The organism is Sediminibacterium sp. (genome assembly GCF_051861365.1).
Lineage (GTDB): Bacteria > Bacteroidota > Bacteroidia > Chitinophagales > Chitinophagaceae > Sediminibacterium.
On the sequence record NZ_JBHYCW010000005.1, the window covers coordinates 24,256 to 46,811 of the forward strand.

Below are 22,556 nucleotides of genomic sequence, written 5' to 3' on the forward strand. Positions count from 1 at the left end.
GTTTCTGAAAAGAGGCGGCTTTAATTTTTGGTAGATAATTGATCAATACGCGTTTGCAGCAGTTCTTTCTCTGCCCTAGAATCTGTTATAGCCAGTGCTTTTTGTAAATAATCTTTGGCTTTCATTGTATCACTGTGCTTCATATACAAATAACCCAACACAGCGCTGTATTGTGGATCATGATGAATGAGCATGTCTATTCCCGGTATTGCTAAAATAGCTTGAATGGCTTTTTCGGTTTCACCCATTGCGTGAATTACCAGCGAACGATTCAATAAGATAACAGGAGATGTATCGATACGAAGCAGTAGTTCATACCATTGTAACAATTGTTGCCAGTTGGTATCACCATATTTAGAAGCTTTGCAATGTTCGGCAGCAATGGCCGCTTCTAAATGATACCGTGTGAGTATTTCACCGGATGATGCCATATTGAGATAGTAGAAACCCATACCCATCAACTCTCGGTCCCATAAATCTCTGTTTTGTTCTTCTAATAAAATGATTCCATGTTCATTAGAAGACCTGCTATCGAAACGGGAAGCATGTAAACACATCAAAGCTAGTAGAGCTTGATTGGCGGGATCTGCAACCGATTTATGTTCTGCAATAATCTTAGCACAGCGCATGGCTTCTACACAAAGATCTTTTCGAATCATTTCATCCGCTTTTCCGGAACAATAACCTTCATTAAATAATAGGTATAGAACCGTACGAACAGATTCCATTCTGTCTTGTAATGCTTGTCCCGCAGGTATTTCCAAAGGAATAGATTGATTGGCCAAGAGAGACTTCGCGCGATTCATTCTTTTTTGTACTACCGTTTCTGTCAATACCAGTGCACGGGCTATTTCATTGATGGAAAAAGAGAAAACCAATTTTAAGGTAAGCGCAATTTGATCTTCTGTTTTCAATGAAGGATGACAACAGGCAAAGATCATTCGCAGCTCACTGTCGCTGATCTCATATTCGTGAAAGAATTGCGTTACTTGTTCTGTATAATCCCTTGACTGTTGCGACTGTACATAACGGGTATGGTAGTTGATTCTTCGGAGCAGATCAATGGCTTTGTTTTTGGCTGTTTTCATCAACCATGCTTCCGGCTGTTCAGGAACTCCCTTGAGTTTCCATTGTTGAAAAGCACTAATAAAAGACTCCTGCACAACATCTTCAATCAGATGTAAGTGTTTGAATCCGGCTAGATGTGATAATACAGCAACCATCTTTCCCGCTTGCTGGCGGAAAAGATGGTCGATGAATTCTTCTGTTGGTTCCAGCTGCTTCATTACTCAAATACAACAACGTCACGAACTTCAACAGAGCCACCGATAGCAAGATCCGGACAATCTTTTGCGATCTCAATGGCGGCATCGATGGATTCGGCTTTCACAATGAAGAAGCCGCCAACCATTTCTTTGCTTTCAATAAACGGCCCATCTGTTACTACATTGGCTTTGTGTAAGGTTTTACCCGTGGGCATCAACGCTTCACCGGCAACATAAATGCCATTGGCCTGGAGCTGTCCAACCCAAGCCATCCATTTTTCCATGTTTTGCTGCAATTCTTCCGGAGAAGAAGTAAAAGGGTCTAAACCACCGCGAAATAGAAACATAAAATTGCTCATACAAATTGTTTTAAAGATTAAATGAACGGTTTACTACTAAGAGACGATCAGCGTAGACCCGATCAGACAAAAAAGATAAATTTTTTTTCAGCCTTAAAAGAAAAAGAAGGGTTAAGCTATTGGAAAGAAGGATAAGCGGAATCAAAAAGGTTTATAAGCATACACTATTTCATAGGGTTGCTTTTTCAAGGAAGGAAGAATCTCTCCGATCTTGAGGTTCTTTTTTTGTGGAGTGGGTTCGCAAACCCAATACTGTTCTCCATTGTAAACAATGGGGGTGCCATTGGCAAAATCAAAGTGAACAGCAACAGTAATATGTGTTGGATACGACAAGACAATCATGGGTAGGTTGTAGATCTCCTTAATAATATTAAAGAAGAATGCCGAGCGATCCTCACAATCGCTGTAATCGTAAAACAGGGTTTGTTCTGCAGACAACCTCTTTTCTTTACCGTATGCTTTTGTATCTGTTTGGAACAAAAAAGCCGAGCGTGTGAATTGCATCAAATAGTCTACTCCCTGTTGTTGTGTCATTCCTTTCACGGCTTCACGCAGTACGGGAATCAAAGAATTATAGGTGGTCTGACTTAACGGAATACCGAATTGTGAAGCATATTCTACTACCGGATAATTGGTAAATATTTTTTGCATCTGCTGATCCAATACCACATTAAACCGATAGTCTTTGTTTTTATAGTCGAACTGTATTTGCTTAACCGTGTAATTGTTCTTTTTAATGACAGGCAAGCTGGTTACTTTATAAGAGAATCGATTGTTGCCTCCCACCGACAAAGAAAGCGTAGTAAAAGTGATGGCATCAAAATTTACATTGCTGTTGTAGTCGTGATAATTTAAACAAACATATTGTTGATCACCTGCCATATAATATGGCACATCATAAATCACTTCTTCGCTTCTTACATACAATAACAAAGTATCATTTCTAAAACGTGTAGTGGAGGAATAGCCGGATTCATTCAATAAAAACCATTTGTACAAAGTATAACGATGGTAATTATCTGCTTTCGGACTCAGCTTTTCGGCGGTGGTTCTGATGAGTTGATAATAGAACCAGTCGTCCAACTTCTTCTCATCTCGGTACTGAACCAAGGTTTGTATCATGGGTTGATAAGGCCCTTTGAGCATGTTCTCATAAAAACTGCTGATGCTTTTTTTAGAAAGTTGTTCTTCAAAAGGGACATGAACGGAAGCGTCAACAGGAAAGGATAAGCTGTCCCCGTAAAAATCAACGACTACCAAAGAGCCTTCCACGCGGGTCTGTGAAAAGGCCGTGGATATGTATAAAACTGTGATTATGAATAATATGTACCCCTTTTTCGTCAAATTCACTGCATTTATGCTTAATGAATTTACGAAATGGTAACAATTATTTAATATTAAATCTTTGACCTATCTACTAACCCCTTGATTTTTAGTTAATTAATTACATGGGTAATAGATTGTCGATGATAATAGCTGACAATTTTTCCATTTTGAATGGCGGGCTCCCATTTTGGGCTTCTTTTAAAAACACGAAGTGTTTCCATGTCTACCGACCACTCTACCGATTTATCAATATTCAGCTCTGAAACGGCTCCTATTGTGTCAACCTTAAAACTTACTACAACGGTTCCTTTTGTACCAGGGCCGAATATTTGTCTGAATCTTCCCGGCGTCTCCAGATTTTTTTCGAGGTAGTTGATCCAGCCTCGTACCCCACCTTTGAATTCAGGAGGTTTATTATCGCTGGTAAAATTATTTTTCATGAAAAACAATGCATCCATCGGCTCGTCGGGTCTTCCGTCAGTATAATAAACGGTTCTGGTATCATAGTTTCTTGTCCAGATTCTTTTGCCACTATTAAAATGCACTACGCTTATTGTGGTTCCATCCGGTCTTTTGTATTCCCAGTAACCATCTTTTTTACCGAAACTTACCAGTCCGGTACTGTCTATATGACCACTGTTATTATACCATGCAAAACGGCCATGTGGTATTTGCAGTTCGTTATCACGATAAGTTTCACATCGTATCATGGGGCCGTTTTTATGGTAGAAGCGGCAAGAAAAAGTGGTATCATTTTCTTTTAGCTTGTACATAAAATAGGTAGCCCTATCGATACTGTTTGCGGGCGACCAATCTTCTTTAAAAGCAAAGAATTCTTCATTTGATTTTTGAGCGCTTGTTGTCAGGAACAAACAAATGAGACCGGACAAAAGAAAAAAATGTTTTCGAGTTGACATATCAATCAATAAAATAAATGGATTTAAAAACAAATCACAAAACTGGTACCTTTTCCGATCTCACTATTCACCTGAATGGTTCCGCCCATACTGGTAATGTGATTGTGAACGAGGTACAGACCAATTCCCTTGCTATCTGCATGGTCGTGAAAACGCTGGTGTTTTCCAAATATTTTATCCTTTACCAGCTCCATATCAAATCCACTTCCATTATCGGTAATACTTAGGTATTGTTTTTCATCTTCTGCCCAGCTATGTATATCAATGAGGGGGTTTCTGCCGGGCATGGCATATTTGATGGAATTGGTGATCAGGTTAAGAAAAATACTTTCCAAATAACTTTTTTTGAAAAGAACAGATGGAAGCGATTCAAAATCTGTTTGAATAATGGTACGAGAATCAATAATCAGGCTACTGATAGAATGTGTTACTTTTTTCAACACTTCCTCAAAGAGTACAGATTCTTTTTCAGCATTTAAACGGTCATTTTCTGTGAGCACGTCTACATAATCATTCAAAGTTGCTTTCAGTTGTTCTGTGCCTGATTTAAGGATTGATAAAAACTGTTGTACCTGTTCATCCTCAATTTTTCTTTTATTGAGTAGGTTAAAAACATTCAACAAATTATTGACCGGTGAACGAAGGTCGTGGGATGTTGTATAAGACAGTCGCTTTAGATCTGCATTCAATGCAGACAATTCAGAAATCAGTTTATTTCTGTCTTCTTCTTCTTTCTTTTTATGAGTAATATTTTTTGCAATTGCATAAACCAGCTCTTCTTCCGCAACCGGCATGGAGGTCCAGTATAACCAAACAATATCACCGCTTTTGGTGATGTAGCGGTTTTCAAAATGATACAGAGGGGAGCCGTTGAGTAACTCTTTTCGGTGTTGCGCTGTCTTATCCTGATCATCCGGATGAATAAAGGTGGATATTTTCCGAGACATTAATTCTTCTTCTGAAAAACCCAACACTTTAATAACAGAACTGTTTATTTTTTTGAAATAACCATCATAGCTCGCAATGCAAAATAAATCTGCAGAGAGCTCGAAAAAATTTTCAAGATGGTAAGCTGAGATATCGATATCAGGTCTTGAACTCAATTCCATGGAATAATCAATTGATGCAACGCTTCTCTTGTAAATATACTGTATCAAATACTTATAAAATAGAGATACAGCCCAACAAAATTCTCTGTTGTTTAAATATTATCTCCTGTAACTTTAACCTCTTTTCTTAAGTGTTATCAAATGCCATTCAATCTCAATTCACCTTATTCCCCCGCAGGCGATCAGCCCTCTGCCATTGCACAATTAACAGAGGGTATTCTGAATGGCGAACAGTACCAGACTTTATTAGGCGTAACAGGTAGTGGTAAAACCTTTACCATGGCCAACGTGATTCAACATGTACAAAGACCCACGTTGGTATTGACACATAATAAAACACTGGTAGCACAATTGTATGGTGAATTCAAACAATTCTTTCCGGAAAATGCGGTAGGCTATTTTGTTAGTTACTATGATTACTATCAGCCGGAAGCGTATATGCCGGTGAGCGATACCTATATTGAAAAAGACCTGAGCATCAATGAAGAACTGGATAAGCTGCGCCTACAGGCCACTTCACAATTGCTGAGCGGAAGAAGAGATATCATTGTTGTTGCCAGCGTAAGTTGTATCTACGGTATGGGAAACCCGACCGAGTATGAAAACGGGATCATTCGAATTCATAAAGGTCAGGTCATTTCACGACAAGGTTTTTTACATCAACTGGTGAATGCCTTGTACAATAGAAGTCAGGAAGAATTCAAGCGCGGTACGTTTCGTGTGAAAGGAGATACGGTGGATATTAATCTACCCTATGTAGATTTTGGATACCGGATTACTTTTTTTGGCGATGAAATTGAAGAAATAGAAAGCATTGAAACAGCTACGAGCAAAAGAATTGGGTTGATGGAAAATGCGGCCATCTTTCCGGCCAATCTTTACCTCGCACCTAAAGACATGATACAACAGGTGATGAATGAGATACAGGATGAAATGATGGCACAGGTTGAATATTTTAAGAATACCGGAAAATTTATTGAAGCACAACGTATCAAGGAAAGAGTAGAGTTCGATCTGGAAATGATTCGCGAATTGGGATATTGTAATGGTATTGAAAACTATTCCCGCTTTTTTGATCGAAGAAAACCCGGTACCCGTCCCTTCTGTTTGTTGGATTATTTCCCCAAAGACTTTCTATGTGTGATTGATGAAAGTCATCAAACCATTCCTCAAGTCGCAGGTATGTACGGTGGCGACAGAAGCAGAAAACTTGTACTGGTAGATTATGGATTCCGTTTACCCAGCGCTATGGATAATCGTCCGCTGAACTTTCATGAATTTGAATCACTGATCGGACAAACTGTTTTTGTAAGTGCCACACCGGGTGATTATGAACTGGAAAAAACAGGAGGTGTGGTGGTAGAGCAAGTGGTAAGACCAACAGGTTTATTAGATCCACCGATTGAGATCAGACCCAGTGTGAATCAGATTGATGATCTCTTGGATGAAATTGATAAACGAGTAAAAAAAGGAGATCGGGTTTTAGTAACCACACTTACGAAGCGAATGGCTGAGGAGATGGATAAATACCTGGGACGTATCAATATCAAATCCAAATACATACATAGTGATGTAGATACCTTAGAGCGTGTTGAAATTTTGCGTGATCTGCGATTAGGAGTGATTGATGTATTGGTGGGTGTTAATCTTTTAAGAGAAGGGTTGGATCTTCCGGAAGTTTCTTTAGTTGCCATTTTAGATGCCGATAAAGAAGGGTTCTTGCGTAATGAAAGATCATTGACGCAAACAGCAGGACGTGCAGCCAGAAACGTGGATGGATTGGTGATTTTTTATGCGGATAGGATCACAGAAAGCATGCAAAGAACCATTGACGAAACCAGCAGACGAAGAGAAAAGCAGATTGCTTATAATATTGAACACGGTATTACACCTAAAACGGTTTCAAAAAGTAAGGAACAAGTATTTGCACAAACTTCAGTGTTGGATATTAAAGGATATGATCCGTCCAATCCATATGCACTACAAAAAGATGAACCACTCATACAAACAGCAGCAGAAGAACAAGTAGAATATAAAACGATTCCGCAATTGGAGAAAGCCATCAACGCCATCAAAAAGCAAATGGAAAAAGCTGCCCGCGATCTTGATTTTATTGAAGCTGCAAGATTGAGAGATGAAATGTTTGCGTTGAAGAAAAAACTAGAAAATTTGTCTGCCTAAGGCAGATCAAATTATTGCACTTTCAAATTATCTCTTATCTTGTATTAATTGCTTGCCATGAGAATACTCTGGAAAATCTACCTGTGGATTACGGGATGGAAAGTGCGGGATAATTTCCCTTACCATCTGAAAAAATGCATCGTCATAGTTGCGCCACATACCAGTGCATGGGATTTTGTAATGGGTCTTGCCATTCGAAGTGTACTCCGACTCACACATGTAAAATATTTAGGCAAAGCAGAACTGTTTCAGGGAAGATTTGGTTTTTTCTTTCGCAGAATGGGTGGCTATCCGGTAGATCGATTCAATAATAAGCATATGGTAGATCAAGTGGCTGAGCTGTTTGAACAACATGATGAATTTGTATTGGCACTTTCACCAGAAGGAACCAGAAAAAAAGTAGATCGGTTAAGAACCGGTTTTTATCATATTGCCAAAAAAGCGAAAGTACCCATTGTGATGGCTGCCATGGATTTCACGAAAAAAGAAACCTGGTTTTCAGAACCTTTTCTTACTACAGACAACGAGGAAGCAGACTTCAAAAAGATCATAGATTTCTATGCACCTGTTCAAGGAAAAATTCCGGAACAAGGACTTTCACATCTGAAAGAATCATCATTTGCTTAATTCATGATAACCCCCAAAACATGAACCAACCCAATATTGTTGACAAATTTTGCGAGTATGAAAAAGCAACACCCTCAAAGCTGTTTTTAGCGGAACCGGTGAAGGGTGTATATCAAAATTTTACTTGGGCAGAAGCAGGCGTACAAATCAGAAGTATGGCTGCGGCTTTGCGTTCTTTCGGATATGGCAAAGATGATAAAATAGCGATACTTAGTAAAAATTGCGCTCACTGGATCATGGCCGATCTGGCCATTGCTATGGCAGGATGTGTATCTGTGCCCTTGTATCCCAATATTACTGCAGATGCTTTGCGCGATATCATTATTCATAGCGAAAGCAAGGCCATCTTTATTGGAAAGCTGGACAATCCGGAAGCCATTCGCCAGGGAGTACCTGATTCATTATTACAGATCACATTTCCTTTTTATCCGAATGCAGATTGTATCAATTGGAATGATTTGGTAAAAAGCCATGAACCATTGCAAGGAGTACCTGAAATAGATCCTTATGCTTTGGCTTGTATTGTATATACATCAGGAACTACCGGACAATCAAAAGGTGTGATGCATACTTATCATGCCATGTCATTTGCAGTACAGTCCTTCCTCGATAATTTTCCTGAGATCAAAAAAGAAATCTTCTTTTCTTATTTACCGCTTTGTCATGTAGCAGAAAGAATGCTGGTAGAATGTGGAACCGTTTTCACAGGCAGTACGGTATACTTTGTAGAATCCCTGGATACTTTTGCTGCTAATCTTGCACATACACAGCCTACTGTTTTTCTGGCAGTGCCCCGTATCTGGGAAAAGATGCAGGAAGGTGTTCTGAAAAAAATGCCACAAGCAAAACTCGATCGTTTATTAAAAATTCCTTTGATCAGTACCTTGATTAAAAAAATGATCCGCAAAAAATTAGGGTTGGCAAGAGCACAGCATATTTTCACAGGAGCATCGCCGATCAATCCGGCATTATTACATTGGTATGCAAAACTGGGAATCATTATCCAAGAAGCATATGGTATGACAGAGAACGTAGCACTGTCTCACGTGAATAAAAAACATGCTGCCAAATTTGGAACAGTGGGTCAACCTTATGCAACTGTTGAAGTGAGATTAGGTAAAGACAATGAAGTGCAGGTAAAGAGTCCGGCCTCTATGTTAGGCTATTATAAAGAACCGGAATTGTCGGCCCAATGTTTCGAAGATGGATTTTTGAAAACAGGAGATGAAGGATCCATTGATGAACAAGGGTATCTGACCATCACAGGAAGAATCAAAGACCAGTTCAAGACAGGAAAGGGGAAATACATTACACCGGCTCCGATGGAAAATACATTAGGGGCCCATGCTTATGTTGGACAGGTCTGTGTGGTAGGCTCGGGTATGCCTTCGGCACTGGTCTTGTGTACTTTATCGGAACAGGCAAAAACGGTTCCGGCAAATGATATACAACAAGAGCTAGAGATTTTATTGCGAAACCTGAATGCACAACTAGAACACCATGAGCAATTGGCAAGACTCGTGGTTTGTAAAGAAGAATGGAGTATTCAAAATGGTTTATTAACCCCGACACTTAAGATCAAAAGAAAAAATATTGATCAACAATACGGTCATGCATATACAGATTGGCTGCGTTCGGAACAATTGATTGTTTTTGAATAGGGTTGGTCCGCTCTTTCTCTCATTTTTGGCACAATATTGTAATGGTTCTTTCGTTATAGTTATCGAATGATCACATTTCAAATCATAAATGCATGAGAACCAATCGTTTTATAGTTGCAGTAGCTTCTTCTGTACTGCTGTTTTCCTGTGTGAGTAGTAAAAAATTCAAAGAATCAGAAGCCAAGTATGTACAACTGAGCGGGGCTTATCTGGAAATGCAGGGAAAATATCGGGAATTACAAGACCAGATTAAAGACCTGGAAAATCAACTGGCCAAATCAAAAGGACAAAACAATGAACTGAATGCCCGTAAGCAGGCATTGGAAGATCAAATTGCAGACCTGAACAAGCAGATCGATTTTCTGAAGCAGAATAATACAACAGTATTGAATCAGCTAAAAGATCTTTCTGTTGTAACGGGCGCACAGGCTGAAAGTATTAAGAAGTCGCTTGAAAATATTGGTGCGAAAGATCTTTATATCCGCGATCTGCAAGGGTCTATTGCTCGCAAAGATTCTTTGAATATGGCATTGGTGATGAACCTGAAAGGTGCCATTGGTAACTTGAATGACGAAGACATCAATATCAAAGTAGATAAGGGAGTGGTATATGTTGATATTTCTGATAAGCTTTTATTCAAAAGCGCGAGTTATGAAGTAACAGACAGAGCAAAAGAAGTACTTGGTAAGGTTGCCAAAGTGTTGAATGCCCAACCTGAAATAGAGTTTATTGTAGAAGGACATACAGATTCGCTTCCTATTAAGACGGCGGCAATTCAAGATAACTGGGATTTGAGTGTACGGAGAGCAACAACAGTGGTGCGTATCCTACAAGAAACCTATGGAATTGATCCCAAGCGTATGACAGCAGCCGGAAGAAGTCAGTATATTCCTTTGAAAGATAATAGTACATCTGAAGGACGTGCAGCTAATCGTAGAACACGTATTGTTATTCAGCCGATGTTGGATCAGTTCTTCAAATTATTGGAGACAAAACCACAATAATAAAGCGCTTACTAACCCAACCATATACGCCTAAAGAAAAACCCCGCATTGCGGGGTTTTCTGTTTGCAATAAGAAAATCATTAAGCCATTTCCAGTGCCAAAGATTTTTGAACTTCATTAAAATCGGCACAATCCAATGCAGCTGCAGCTAATTCCATCATTTGGTCCATTACAAAAGACGGCGCTGTAGCCTGAATGGCACGAAACCATTCTGCAATTTCTTGGATCGATAATCCTTTTAACATCCAGTAGCTGTATCGTGCATTTTTATCGGGTGGAAGAGAGCCAACAATCTCCATGGTTAACTCATGCAACTGCACATCTGTATAATGTTGCCAAATCAATTCTTTAATGATTACTTCTTCCATATTCATGTGCGACAAATTGAATGCAGTAAACTCCGCAAGAGAGAACTGTATTTGTCTGCCTGCAAAAACTTTATCAGAAGGTTTCACCGCTACTTCATACTGTTCAATACAGCCCTGTAAATGAGCAGCCAGCATATGGTCTTTATCATGCTGTTGCTCAAAATCTGCAATGACTTCAGGTGCTTTATCTGCGAGTAATGAAAACACTTTTGTGTCTTCGGTGTGTGCATGTCCATCGAAGAGCCAAATCAGCTCTTTAAGTTGTGCAATAGTTGTAGACGCTTGCTCTTCGTCGGAAAAATTGGTATGCTGTACCTGTAAAGAGCAGTGGTACAACATGGCTCTTAAACCCTGATGTATCTGATGAAAAGGGTTATAACGTGTTAAATGATTCATGTGATTGTTTTTAGTTTATTTGTACAAAACTGCTACAACACAAGAGTTGTCTGAATCACATAAAAATGTGGTTGCGGATGAGCGGCTTAAAAACAATGATGGCGGCAGTATTTTTATAAGAAAGCACGGATTGATTTTTTTATTATTGAAACAGATTAAAATAGAAATTTTCGCAGAAGAATTAATACATTTAAGAAACGGAAGCGCTGATACCCCCTGCAGCGAATTTTATCAAGCAAGCAGATAAGCATGTATTCAATATTCAACAGAACAGGTATACTTATTTCCGTGATTATTTTCTGTTGCTTTCTTTTTTCATTTTCTTCATTTGCACAATTACCGGTCGCTAAACATGGTGTCATCGATCTTCGTACTATCGATTTATCCAAACAATCTGTTCCATTGGATGGTGAATGGGGACTTTGTTGGGAGAAACTATGTGAACCCGGTGAAACCGCCGACAAGATGACCGGAATGATCAGTTTTCCCAAACGTTGGGACAACATGATCATTGGCGGAAAAAAAATTACGGCAAAAGGGTATGCTTCTTATATGCTTACCATTTTATTGCCCAAGAATGCATCCAATTTAGCACTTGATATTCCCGATACTTATACCAGCTATAAACTGTTTGTAGATGATAAGGTTTTTGTACAATCGGGTGTACCGGGTGTTTCTGCTGAAACAACCCAACCTAAATGGCAACAGTTTACGAGAGAGTTATTTATAAAAAAAGATACGGTTCGACTGATTTTACAGGTAGCTAATTTCTTGCACTCAAAAGGGGGGCCATATAAATCGATTACTATAGGCAACAAAGAAAAGTTGTTCAGTAAAAGAAATAGAGACAATGCTTTCAACTTTATTCTTACCGGAAGTATCATCATGTGCGGGCTCTTCTTTTTTGGTTTATACTTCTTCGGTAGATACGATTCAACCATTCTTTATTTTGCGCTTTTCTGTATTACTTATAGTTATCGGATCATTGGCACATCTCAATATTCTTTACATACTGTTTTTCCGGATCTTCCCTGGGCGCTTACCATACACTTGGAATACCTGTCTTTATTTGTCAGTGTTATCTTTTTTACACGTTACACACAAAATCTATATCCGGAGGATTCCAATAAGATTATTACAGCCATTGAAATGTGGGCCTGTATCATTTTATCATTGATCACCCTCATTTTTCCTCCTGCCGTTTTCACACAATTGATCAATCCATTTCTGGTGGTGATGTTTTTTGTGATTGCGCATGCATTCTATGTATATATAATTGCTTATAAAAGAAAAAGATTGGGGGCCGGATATGCGCTACTAAGCACTGGTGTAGTGATGATCATTTTTATCATCATCAACTTACAGTATTTCGGTTTTGTAGCACCACAAAAAGAGCTTTTGTTTGTTGGATATCTATCATTCTTCTTTTTGCAATCATTGATTCTTTCTTATCGCTATTCATATTTATTGAATAAAGCCAGAAGAGAAGCTGAGCAAGGATTGATTGCTAAAAGTGACTTCCTCTCCAATATGTCACATGAAATCAGAACACCGCTGAATTCTGTGATCGGACTTTCACACATACTCTTAGACAATCAACCAAGAGAAGATCAGAAAGAGCAATTAAATGTGCTGCTCTTTTCTGCCAATAATCTTTTGAATATTGTGAATGATATTCTTGATTATAATAAAATTGAAGCCGGTAAGATCAATTTTGAATACATTGATATGGACTTGGTAAAAGTATCACACGACCTTTTATCAGGATTGAAAACACTGGCCGATGAAAAAGGAATTGCATTGATCTTAGAAAAAGATCCGGCCTTTCATCATCGTATTATTGCAGACCCTACTCGTATTAGTCAGGTCATTGGAAATTTGTTACAAAATGCGATCAAGTTTACAAGATCAGGTCATGTAAGGTTGATCATTCAGCAAGAGAAAATCCAAAAACAACACATCACGCTTACCATCAAAGTAGAGGATACCGGTATTGGTATCGCGGCAGAAAAACAGAAATTGATTTTTGATCGCTTTACACAAGCTGATACATCTACTTCCAGAAGTTTTGGCGGCACGGGCTTGGGTCTTGCCATCTGCAAAAAAATACTGGAACTACAAGGATCACAACTGCAACTAAAAAGTGAGCCGGGTAAAGGATCAGTTTTCTTTTTCACGCAAACATTCCCTATATCACAAGCGTTTAATTTTTCTCAAGGAGAAACCGTGCCGGAGGATATTGAAAAAGGACGTCCGCTTTCTGGTGTTTCTTTATTAATGGCCGAAGACAATGAATTGAATGTATTGGTGGCAAAAACATTTTTGGAAAAATGGGGAGCAACCATTGATGTGGCAGTTAATGGCGAAGAAGCGATTCGTAAGTTGGATACCACGAAACATCAAATGATCTTAATGGATATGCACATGCCTGTGATGGATGGATATGAAGCAGTAAAGATCATTCGCGGTAAGGGTATTGATATCCCAATTATAGCACTCACTGCTAGCTTACCTTCTGAAGTAGAAGAGCGCGCGCGTGATCTTTCAATCAACGCCGTTGTTACCAAGCCTTTTGAACCTGAAGAGTTCTTGAAACTATTGGTGAAGATTCATCATCAATGACGTAAGCAAAAACCTTTGATTTTTGCTGACAATGTGCTTACACTTATTTGTTCTATGGGGTGGGCGGTATTGGGTAAAAGTTCATACTGTCCATTAACCAAAGCCGCTGCAGCATTTTGTGTTTCTTCTGGTGAAACCATATTGTCTTTTTCACCTAATAAAACAAGTGTTGGACAAGTAATCTTTTGTAAAACGGTAGAAGAAAGTAATGGTCGTTTACCCAATTCTAATAGCATGGCGGCGGTTTTATCTAGCACATTTTTCCATTCCGTGGCGCCATGTCTATGGGCTAATTGCTGCGCAAATGCAGGTAGTTTTTGTTCGATAATATCCGGTCGCAGCATTTTGATTTCTTTCGCGGCAATCTCTTCGCTCCATTCATATTTGGTTCCCAGTGTAATCACTTTTTGAAAAGTATTTGGATACATGGACTCTAAGTATAACGCAACATAACCACCCATGCTATAACCAAATACCGGTAGATTTTTGAGTTGATGTGTTTTTATGAAATCAGCGGTTGCTTTGGCAAATGCATCTATCGAAAAGGATTCAAAAGGGCCTGCACCACCGTGACCCGGGAAATTGAAACTGTAAACATCGAATTCCGAACGAAGTTCCTCTCTAAGAGGAATCAGTTGATCCATTGATCCAATGGCACCGTGTAACAGTAGTAAAGGTTGCATTAACAAATATAAAAAGGGATCTTGAGCGAGGATCTATAAAGACCTTATATAATTAATGTAAAAATCAGACGGCGCTTTTTTAACGAGGTTCCACTCATTGTTCTTCTTTGACTGTTCAAACGAAAACCGAGGGTCGTTTCTACGAACAATTTCATATTTGACTGCTAAAAAAGAAAACGATGAGAAAATTGTATCTGTTTTTAATGGGCTTGGTCTTCATAAGTATCTCATCCATAGCTCAGTCATCTAAAAATGGGAAAATCAGTATCAGTATTCGCAATGAACAACAACAGTTCTTGGAGAATGCAACCGCTGAGTTATTGCGTCTGAAAGACTCCTCATTGTTAAAAGCAGCAATTAGCGATAAAACAGGAACCATCATTTTCGAAAATTTAGTTACAGGTAATTATCGCATCCGTATTTCAATGGTAGGTTATACCACCTTGTATTCGGCACCAATTGCAATTGACGAATCAGCCAACGAAGTAAATATTGGCACCGTTACCTTACAAACGGCTATCAGCAGTACCAGCGAAGTAACCGTTACCAGTCGTAAACCCTTTATTCAAAAACTTACCGACCGCATTGTAGTCAATGTAGAGAACAGTATTGTGAGTGCCGGAAGTTCTGCTTTAGAAGTGCTAGAGCGCTCACCCGGAGTAACGGTGGATCAAAATGATGTGATTGGATTAAGAGGCAGACAAGGTGTGATCATTATGATTGATGGTAAACCAACACCTATGTCTGGTGCTGATTTGGCCAACTATCTCAGAGGTCTACCTGCCAATACGATTGAACGAATTGACATCATTACTAATCCCTCTGCCAAATATGATGCCGCCGGAAATTCAGGGATCATTGATATTAGAATGAAAAAAGACCAACGTTTAGGAACCAATGGTACAATGACGCTTGGTTATGGACAAGGGGTATATCCTAAATCCAATGCAGGACTTACATTCAATCACCGCAATAAAAAAATCAACCTATTCGGTAACTATACCTATGGATATCGAAAAAACCTGAATCATTTGATTTTGGATAGAAATTTCTTCGATGATAACAAAGTATACAGCGGAGGTGACTTAAAGGATAATTACACCACCGCACCTTTTCATTTTCACAATACACGATTTGGTATCGATCTGTTTCCATCAAAGAAAACGATTATTGGAGCTGTAGTGAGTGCGAACTTCAACAATTTTTCAAGAAAAACGATCAATGCATCTGATGTAATCGATGCACAAAAACATAAAGCATCCACTTTTGCTACACTAGCCAATAATAATGATGATGCGCAGAATATCGTTGCCAATATCAATTTCAAACATTCATTCAATACCAATGGTAAAGAATTAACAGCTGATATCGATTATGGCGAATACAATTCTTCCTCACTTTCAAGGGTGGCTACCAAATATTATACTCTCAACGGCACACCTTTACAACCGGATTATATTTTAGATGGTGATCAGGAAGGTAAATTGATTTTACGTACAGCTAAAATCGATTATGCCAATCCACTAAAAGACGGAGGTAGATTTGAAGTAGGTGCAAAAACCAGTTATGTGTCGGCAGATAATGATGCGAAGTTCTTTGATATGAGTACCGGTATTCCGCAAGATGATGTGAACAAAACTAACCGCTTTAAGTACAACGAGTACAATAACGCAGCGTATGTAAATTTTAGTAAGGAGTTTAAAAAGTTTAATATTCAACTGGGTCTGCGAGGAGAACATACCAAAATCAATACACACCAGATCAAGGGTAATCAAAAATTTGATTCTTCTTATTTTCAATTATTCCCTAGTGCCTTCTTCAATTACAAATTGAAAGAAGACCAAACACTTGGTGTATCTGTGAGTAGAAGAATTGATCGTCCGGGTTACGGGCAACTCAATCCATTCTTGTTTTTGATTGATGTAACGACCTATTCCACCGGCAGACCCGGATTGCTTCCACAATTGACCTGGTCTTATGAGTTAAGTTATACGATGAAGAATATCAACTTCACATTTGGTTATAGTCATACCAAACAAAATCAAAATATTGCTATTGCACGATTCAAGGATGTATTCCCTAATTTACCATCCAATGATAATGTCACTGTGCAGATACCTATCAATCTGAGCTCACAGGATTATTATGGACTGACTGTGTCTGCTCCTTTCCGTATCAACAGCTGGTGGAATATGGTGAATAATGGAAATGTATTTTATAATCACTTCAATGGAAAATTGGGCAGTACCACATTGAACAATGGTAAACCTGCTTTTGATGTCAGAACCAATAACAGTTTCACGATGGGTAACGGATGGCTCAGTGAATTGAATGTGAATTATAATTCCGGTGGACAATACGGTTTCATGGTAGCGCGCCCGCAATGGGGTTTGGCATTGGGTGTACAGAAATCTATTTTGAATAAAAAAGGAACTATCCGTTTCAATGTAACAGATATTTTCTGGACCAATCTACCACGTGCAACCATCACTTATAATAACTATATCGAAATATGGAGAGCGTATCGTGAAACACGAGTAGCCAACTTAACTTTCACTTATCGCTTCGGTAAAAACACCGTACAAGCCGCCCGCAGAAGAACAACGGCGTCGGAAGAAGAAAGAAGTAGGGCGGGGAACTAGGGGTTTGTACATAGTCGATAGTCCATAGTCCATAGCAAGAAGAATATGGGTTCTGCTATGGACTATGGACCATTAGCTATTAACTATCTCCCATGCAACTTCTCCAACAACTTCAAATGAGGCTGTAATTTTTTAAGTGTATTTTTTTGGAGGAAACTTTTGAGGTGTTTGTAGAAATGGCTGTGATCATAGTAGCCATAGTCTGCACTGTTAAACGTGTCCGGATCAATAGCCAGATGTTCAGTGGCTTTTCTGATGCGCATGATTTGAATAGCTGTTTTGGTACTGATGCTGGTAGCTGTTTCAAAGTAGCGCTGTAATGTTCGGGAAGAGATATTGTATTGTTTGGCAAAATCTTCAACCGGTGTTATAAAATCTCTCTTGGTTTCACAATGTGCCAATATTTTCGAAACAATTTCAATAGGCTTTAAAGAGCCGGAATATTGATCAATGATCTTTTCAAAATAATCAGTGAGAATAGAAACCCGCTCATCAAATGAAGAACAGATTTTTATTTTACTCAACATACCAGAGTCCATCAAATAACTTAAGGGGAAAATATATTCTCGGTATTCTGAGAAGTTGATTTTCTTCTCAAAAATCACAGGTGATATTTTGAACTTGATACCAAAGAGTTTATTTCCCTTTTGATGGAAGCATTCAATGGCGCGATGTCTGGGAAGAAAACCATCGGTCTTCATGTCAAAACGCTTTTCTCCTACCTGCATTACAAAAGGAGTACCCAAATTGATCAGATAGGTGTAGCCGGTATTTGGGAATAGGGCATCTGAAAAACCCTTGGGATACAAGTCCCACAGGTGATCAAAATCTGTTTCCCAGAAAAAGTCGATGAAATACGAAATAGACGAAGCCGCCCTCTGTCGTCTGTAGTTCTGTTCGAAATGGTCGGTATGAAAAAATTCTACGTGTTGCACCTTATAATAAAGATAGACAGCTCATAAGGGCAAATAGCTGTTAAAATAGGTTGTACGGTCGGAACAAATGATTAAATGAATTTTGACCGTTTGGAGTAGCCGAGTATCGGTGCATAGATAAAAAAACAACTTCCATTTTGAATGGTAGCGATCAATTCGCGATGAATAGATTGAGGTACTGCGGGACACCCCAGGCTTCTTCCCAAATAACCTTGTCTGGCTGCAATGCCTTCTTCTGCATAATCCGCCCCATGAATTACAATACCCCTTTGCAATGCTTTATCATTAATGCCCTTTTCTTTCCCGATCAAACGAAGTGATAAGCCATGTTTTCCCTGATAAGGCTCTCCGGTAGTATAGAAACCAATACTGCTCTGAAAACTGCTGGCTTTATTCGAGAATTTTTTGGCCATCAACTTACCGGAATTTTTTCCATGTGATACATAGGTATGAAAGAGCAATTCGCCTTTCAATACATCAATCACAAATAATCTTTTCTGATTAGAAGGCAGACTAAAATCAACTACGGATAAAATATGCTCTTGCATAATTTGTCCGCCCGACTTTAAACGTTCATAACCCGCTAATGCCCATTCATAGGCTTTTTTGGAAAGTCCGAGTGACGCGAGATCCAGGTTTTCATAGATGGCAGTGGCTGCATTAACATACGAAGTTGATATATGCTTGTTTGTAATAGCTGTTGATTTCTCTTTGAAAGAAAAACCGGTAGCTATTACCAGACAGAATAGAACGAGTTGAATTTTTTTGCTGATCATACACATTTGTTCCATGCCACTTCAACACGGGGGAGGGCAAAACTAAGGGTGTAAAATGAAAGGGGTTGTAGTGATCGTTCAGCTTTAACAGCATCTTGACAGCCATCAGGCATAAAAAAACCCGCTCAAAAAACAGAGCGGGTGCAGTTGGTTATTGGTTGTTAAACTCTTATATATAATTAGATTAAGACATTCTTTTGTCGATCTCGCTGCGTAGTGATTCAAAAATTTCGTCAACAGAACCTTCTCCTTTGATATGCACTACTTTGTCAAAAGTGCTGTAATAGTTAGCTACCACAGTAGTTTTGGCCTTGTATTCTGCAATACGGGCACGAATCACAGACTCATTGGTATCATCGCTTCTACCGCTGGTTTTACCACGATTCAATAAACGACTTACCAGTTCTTCCTCGCTTACATCCAATGCCAGCACCACTCCAATCTCGGTATTTTTCAGCTTCAACAGCTTATCCAGCGCAATACTTTGGGCTTCGGTTCTGGGGAAACCATCGAATAAGAATCCTTTGGCTTGAGGGTTTTGATCCAGCGCAGAGCTAATCATACCTACCACCACTTCATCGGGTACCAGCTGACCTTTGTCCATAATAGACTTGGCTTCCAGTCCCAATGGTGTTTGGGCTGCAATTTCACTTCTTAATAAATCACCGGTAGATAAATGCTTCAGTCCGTAAGCAGCGATCAGTTTTTCGCTTTGTGTTCCCTTTCCACTGCCCGGAGGTCCAAACAGAATAATATTAAACATGTACTAACTAACCTTACGTGAAGAACAAATATAAGCCTCATCGTTTAAAAAACATTTAACAAGACATTAAAACCTTGAATAACTGCAAATTGTAAGGTAAAAAACAACTGTTCGTCAGTTTAAGAGTAAACTATTCACCCACGATAAACGTAATTTTAATGTATCAAAAGTATGGGCATATGAAGGGCTTTAAGATGCTGCTCCTCGCAACTTTAATAGTGCAGGGCTGTTATTCACAACAAACAAAACAGAAAGAGGTAAAAATGGATAGTACAGAAAAGAACAATCCGGTGTATTCGAGAACCGACAAATCAAAAGTGAATCTGAAAGAAGAGGAGTGGAAGAAAATTCTTTCACCTGATGTGTATTATATCGCGCGACAAAAAGGAACTGAGCGTGCATGGACGAGCAAGTTTGAGAACTTCAAGGAAATAGGAACGTATTATTGTGCGGCTTGTGGTAATGCTTTGTTTAAAAGTGATACCAAATTTGATAGCGGTTGCGGATGGCCAAGTTTTTATGAGCCTATTAGCAAGAGTGCGATTATCTATCTGCCGGATAACACACATGGCATGGTAAGAACAGAAGTACAATGTGGAAGATGTAAAAGTCATTTAGGGCATGTATTTGAAGATGGTCCGCCCCCAACCGGTTTGCGTTATTGTATTAATGGCGTGATCCTCGATTTTGAAAAAGCAGAAGCGGCGAAGAAGAAATACGAGGAAGGGAAGAAGGGTTAGTAGCCCATGGCTGATGGTTCATGGCAAATGGTATTGACTGTTTGTTATGAACCATTTTTTATGCGAAGGATGGGACGCGGATTTTTATGATGGGTTATGATGATATTTTATCTGCCTAGATCATAATCAATCATAAAAATCTGCGTCCCATTTCAATTCATGTATTATTGGATTCAAAACTTGCACATCCGAAATCCATTTTCTATATTCATGTAGAATGTTTTCTATATGAAAAAAGGAGGATTGATATTTATCTACGTTTTATTTTTCCTCTTCAATGTATCTGCTAAAAAAGACCCATGTTGTATTACGGCTTCTGGTAAATGTACCGGAAGTAGTACATGTAGAGCTTGTAGTAGCTGTTCGAGTTGTAAATATTGTACATCAGGAGGAAGCTGCGGTGTGTGTACTGTTAAAAGAAAACCTGTTGCGGAAAAGAAACCTGTCATTGAAAAATCATCTGGTCAATGTATAGCAAAAACAAAAAAAGGAACCAGGTGTAGCAGAAATGCGCAATCTGGAAGAAGCTATTGTTGGCAACATTAATGAAATTGAACACGGATTTTCTCCGCCAGAGTCCTTTGGACATGATTGTCATGATACGTCATGATTTTTTGTAACTCATCTGCGCAAAGCATGATTATCATAAAAATCTGCGTTCCATCCTCCGCAAAAAGTCAAATAGTCTTTTTCTTCTGATAAAAATACCAAGCCGCATACACAGTAATTGCAACTCCCACCACAGATAATATCATCACACTATTAGAAAAGAATTGAACCCAATTCAATTGTACCTTGAAAATTTCTTTACTCAACAATACACTCACGCTGCCTAGGTACCCAAATGAATCAGCGAGATAGATCAGAAAACCCACATTGCCTGTGAAGCGAAAAGCTGCGATCATTCTTTCAAAGAATACAGAGTTGAAAGGAATGTATACCATGTACAAACCCAATCCCACCAATGTCATCCACCAAATAGGCGCCACCATTCCTTGAGTGAATAAATAAGTGCTTACACCTGCAATGATAAATCCAATGGCAATAAATAGATGTGCAATCATCAATGCTTTAAAACTGTTTTTGATGATGACCATACTGCCAATGAGTACAAGAATCACGAGCGTGATGGGTGTTTCTGTTTTTGAAAAAATAGCCGGTTGATTCAAATAGCCCATTTCCTTCCACATGTCTGCACTGAAATTATCTCTGATATCGCGGAAGATGGTGGCAAAACCATAAATAAAAATACAAGCAATAATACCCGGTAAGAAAGAGCGAACAAATGCTTTGCGTTGTTCAGCACTCATGGGTGTTCGGTTCATTCTTGCCGCTTCATCTTCGGCATCTGGCGCTGGAATGCGTTCCATCAAATAAATAAATAATAACAGCGGTAATGCAAAAACCAATCCTGTGCAAAACGGCACCCAGAATTCAGTAACTCCTAATTGCATCAACCATCCTCCCACCGATTTCACGAAACCTGACGAAAAGATAAAACTCACCGCCAATGCAGCTCCAATAAAATCAGTACTTCTTCTGCCTTCTACATATGAAAAGACGACACCCCATAACATGCCCAATGGAAAACCATTGATGAAGAGAAAGATGATATTATAAGGAGCGGGTATCAGTGCAAAACAAAGCCATGCCATCCATGCAATGCCTACCAATAAGAGAATGATCTTATTTCTGCCAAAACGTTTTAATTCGGAAATGAATTTGATACCATAAAACTTAGCCATCAGATAACCCATCATTTGACTCAGCACCAATACGGTTTTATAACTCAGCGTACCAACGGTCATTCCATCAAATGTGCAAACAGTGAATGATTTGCGGAAACCGAAGATCATGGTGTACGTAAGAAAAGCGGCTACTGCAGCATAGATACCTACTTGTATGGGAGAGCCTCTGAAAACTGATTTTGTATTCAAGTGTTGGTTGTTTGCAATAAATATAGGTAAACTCCAAAGAACCCCCTGTGTAACTCCGCGCAAACCTCTGTGTAACGCTGTGGTTTTTTACCACGGAGTTACACAGAGTGCGGCACAGAGGACACTGAGTTTTATTAGTATCAAAATTTCTTGCCGCCTGCAGCTTGCCGCTTGTAGCCTCTTTCCTCACCCAATTATCCATCTAATTTGGCAATCCCCCATTAATTGCAGAAATTCCCGATCC

Annotated in this window: 20 protein-coding genes; 9 read left to right on the plus strand and 11 right to left on the minus strand. The window is 39.1% G+C overall.

Translation table 11 applies throughout. The annotated features are described in order from the left end of the window. Positions 1–20 precede the first annotated feature (20 nt). The 5 genes from ACTIEV_RS03360 to ACTIEV_RS03380 form a co-directional block, all read right to left on the minus strand. A complete protein-coding gene (locus tag ACTIEV_RS03360) occupies positions 21–1,286 on the minus strand; it encodes an RNA polymerase sigma factor (protein WP_322196393.1) in 1,266 nt (421 codons plus the stop codon). Then, positions 1,286–1,624 carry a YciI family protein gene (locus tag ACTIEV_RS03365; protein WP_322196394.1) on the minus strand — a complete coding sequence of 113 codons (339 nt, stop codon included), beginning with the start codon at positions 1,622–1,624 and terminating at the stop codon, positions 1,286–1,288. Before ACTIEV_RS03365 ends, ACTIEV_RS03360 begins: the two co-directional genes overlap by 1 nt. A gap of 141 nt (positions 1,625–1,765) precedes the next feature. Further along, the gene (locus ACTIEV_RS03370) at positions 1,766–2,896 is read right to left on the minus strand and encodes a hypothetical protein (RefSeq protein WP_322196395.1); all 1,131 of its coding nucleotides are present in this window, start codon (positions 2,894–2,896) and stop codon (positions 1,766–1,768) included. A 164-nt stretch (positions 2,897–3,060) separates the two neighbouring features. Continuing rightward, entirely contained in the window at positions 3,061–3,660 is a 600-nt protein-coding gene (locus tag ACTIEV_RS03375) for an energy transducer TonB (RefSeq protein ID WP_322196396.1), read from the minus strand. Positions 3,661–3,890: 230 nt separating this feature from the next. Continuing rightward, a complete protein-coding gene (locus ACTIEV_RS03380) occupies positions 3,891–4,976 on the minus strand; it encodes a PAS domain-containing sensor histidine kinase (protein WP_322196397.1) in 1,086 nt (361 codons plus the stop codon). Positions 4,977–5,117: 141 nt separating this feature from the next. On the opposite strand from ACTIEV_RS03380, the gene uvrB reads away from it, so the two are divergent. The 4 genes from uvrB to ACTIEV_RS03400 all read left to right on the plus strand — a co-directional run bounded on the left by uvrB (position 5,118) and on the right by ACTIEV_RS03400 (position 10,449). Continuing rightward, positions 5,118–7,157, plus strand: coding sequence for an excinuclease ABC subunit UvrB (gene uvrB, locus ACTIEV_RS03385; protein ID WP_322196398.1), 2,040 nt, complete (start codon positions 5,118–5,120; stop codon positions 7,155–7,157). A 57-nt stretch (positions 7,158–7,214) separates the two neighbouring features. Continuing rightward, positions 7,215–7,784: a 1-acyl-sn-glycerol-3-phosphate acyltransferase gene (locus ACTIEV_RS03390; RefSeq protein ID WP_439516077.1), complete on the plus strand. Its 570-nt coding sequence runs from the start codon at positions 7,215–7,217 to the stop codon at positions 7,782–7,784. 20 nt (positions 7,785–7,804) lie between these two features. Then, positions 7,805–9,445 carry an AMP-binding protein gene (locus tag ACTIEV_RS03395; RefSeq protein ID WP_439516078.1) on the plus strand — a complete coding sequence of 547 codons (1,641 nt, stop codon included), beginning with the start codon at positions 7,805–7,807 and terminating at the stop codon, positions 9,443–9,445. 92 nt (positions 9,446–9,537) lie between these two features. Further along, complete coding sequence (locus ACTIEV_RS03400; protein ID WP_250686989.1) at positions 9,538–10,449, plus strand: OmpA family protein; 912 nt, start codon at positions 9,538–9,540, stop codon at positions 10,447–10,449. An 81-nt stretch (positions 10,450–10,530) separates the two neighbouring features. On the opposite strand, the gene ACTIEV_RS03405 is transcribed toward ACTIEV_RS03400, so the two are convergent. Beyond that, positions 10,531–11,214 (minus strand): hemerythrin domain-containing protein, encoded by a 684-nt coding sequence (locus tag ACTIEV_RS03405; RefSeq protein ID WP_439516079.1) that lies wholly within the window; start codon positions 11,212–11,214, stop codon positions 10,531–10,533. Positions 11,215–11,260: 46 nt separating this feature from the next. Between ACTIEV_RS03405 and ACTIEV_RS03410 the strand changes: the two genes are divergently transcribed. Beyond that, the gene (locus ACTIEV_RS03410) at positions 11,261–11,461 is read left to right on the plus strand and encodes a hypothetical protein (protein WP_439516080.1); all 201 of its coding nucleotides are present in this window, start codon (positions 11,261–11,263) and stop codon (positions 11,459–11,461) included. Between the two features lie 2 nt (positions 11,462–11,463). Then, on the plus strand, positions 11,464–13,836 hold the full coding sequence (locus ACTIEV_RS03415; protein WP_439516081.1) for an ATP-binding protein: 2,373 nt from the start codon (positions 11,464–11,466) through the stop codon (positions 13,834–13,836). Here ACTIEV_RS03415 and ACTIEV_RS03420 read toward each other — a convergent pair. Beyond that, positions 13,830–14,519, minus strand: coding sequence for an alpha/beta fold hydrolase (locus tag ACTIEV_RS03420; protein WP_322196403.1), 690 nt, complete (start codon positions 14,517–14,519; stop codon positions 13,830–13,832). The genes ACTIEV_RS03415 and ACTIEV_RS03420 overlap by 7 nt on opposite strands. A gap of 179 nt (positions 14,520–14,698) precedes the next feature. Between ACTIEV_RS03420 and ACTIEV_RS03425 the strand changes: the two genes are divergently transcribed. After that, positions 14,699–17,161, plus strand: a complete 2,463-nt coding sequence (locus tag ACTIEV_RS03425; RefSeq protein WP_322196404.1) for a TonB-dependent receptor — start codon at positions 14,699–14,701, stop codon at positions 17,159–17,161. A gap of 83 nt (positions 17,162–17,244) precedes the next feature. Here ACTIEV_RS03425 and ACTIEV_RS03430 read toward each other — a convergent pair whose 3' ends face one another. From ACTIEV_RS03430 to ACTIEV_RS03440, 3 genes are all read right to left on the minus strand, one after another. Beyond that, positions 17,245–18,096 carry a helix-turn-helix domain-containing protein gene (locus tag ACTIEV_RS03430; protein ID WP_178886598.1) on the minus strand — a complete coding sequence of 284 codons (852 nt, stop codon included), beginning with the start codon at positions 18,094–18,096 and terminating at the stop codon, positions 17,245–17,247. A gap of 71 nt (positions 18,097–18,167) precedes the next feature. Next, positions 18,168–18,872, minus strand: coding sequence for a murein L,D-transpeptidase catalytic domain family protein (locus ACTIEV_RS03435; protein WP_178886597.1), 705 nt, complete (start codon positions 18,870–18,872; stop codon positions 18,168–18,170). Between the two features lie 184 nt (positions 18,873–19,056). Beyond that, positions 19,057–19,635 (minus strand): adenylate kinase, encoded by a 579-nt coding sequence (locus ACTIEV_RS03440; RefSeq protein WP_250686996.1) that lies wholly within the window; start codon positions 19,633–19,635, stop codon positions 19,057–19,059. Between the two features lie 179 nt (positions 19,636–19,814). Here ACTIEV_RS03440 and msrB point away from each other — a divergent pair, with 179 nt between their 5' ends. Both msrB and ACTIEV_RS03450 read left to right on the plus strand, forming a co-directional pair. Further along, positions 19,815–20,375 carry a peptide-methionine (R)-S-oxide reductase MsrB gene (gene msrB / locus ACTIEV_RS03445; RefSeq protein WP_322196405.1) on the plus strand — a complete coding sequence of 187 codons (561 nt, stop codon included), beginning with the start codon at positions 19,815–19,817 and terminating at the stop codon, positions 20,373–20,375. A gap of 277 nt (positions 20,376–20,652) precedes the next feature. Next, positions 20,653–20,850 (plus strand): hypothetical protein, encoded by a 198-nt coding sequence (locus ACTIEV_RS03450; RefSeq protein ID WP_250686998.1) that lies wholly within the window; start codon positions 20,653–20,655, stop codon positions 20,848–20,850. A 202-nt stretch (positions 20,851–21,052) separates the two neighbouring features. Here ACTIEV_RS03450 and ACTIEV_RS03455 read toward each other — a convergent pair whose 3' ends face one another. Further along, positions 21,053–22,312, minus strand: a complete 1,260-nt coding sequence (locus ACTIEV_RS03455) for a DUF5690 family protein (protein WP_322196406.1) — start codon at positions 22,310–22,312, stop codon at positions 21,053–21,055. Positions 22,313–22,556: the final 244 nt, after the last annotated feature.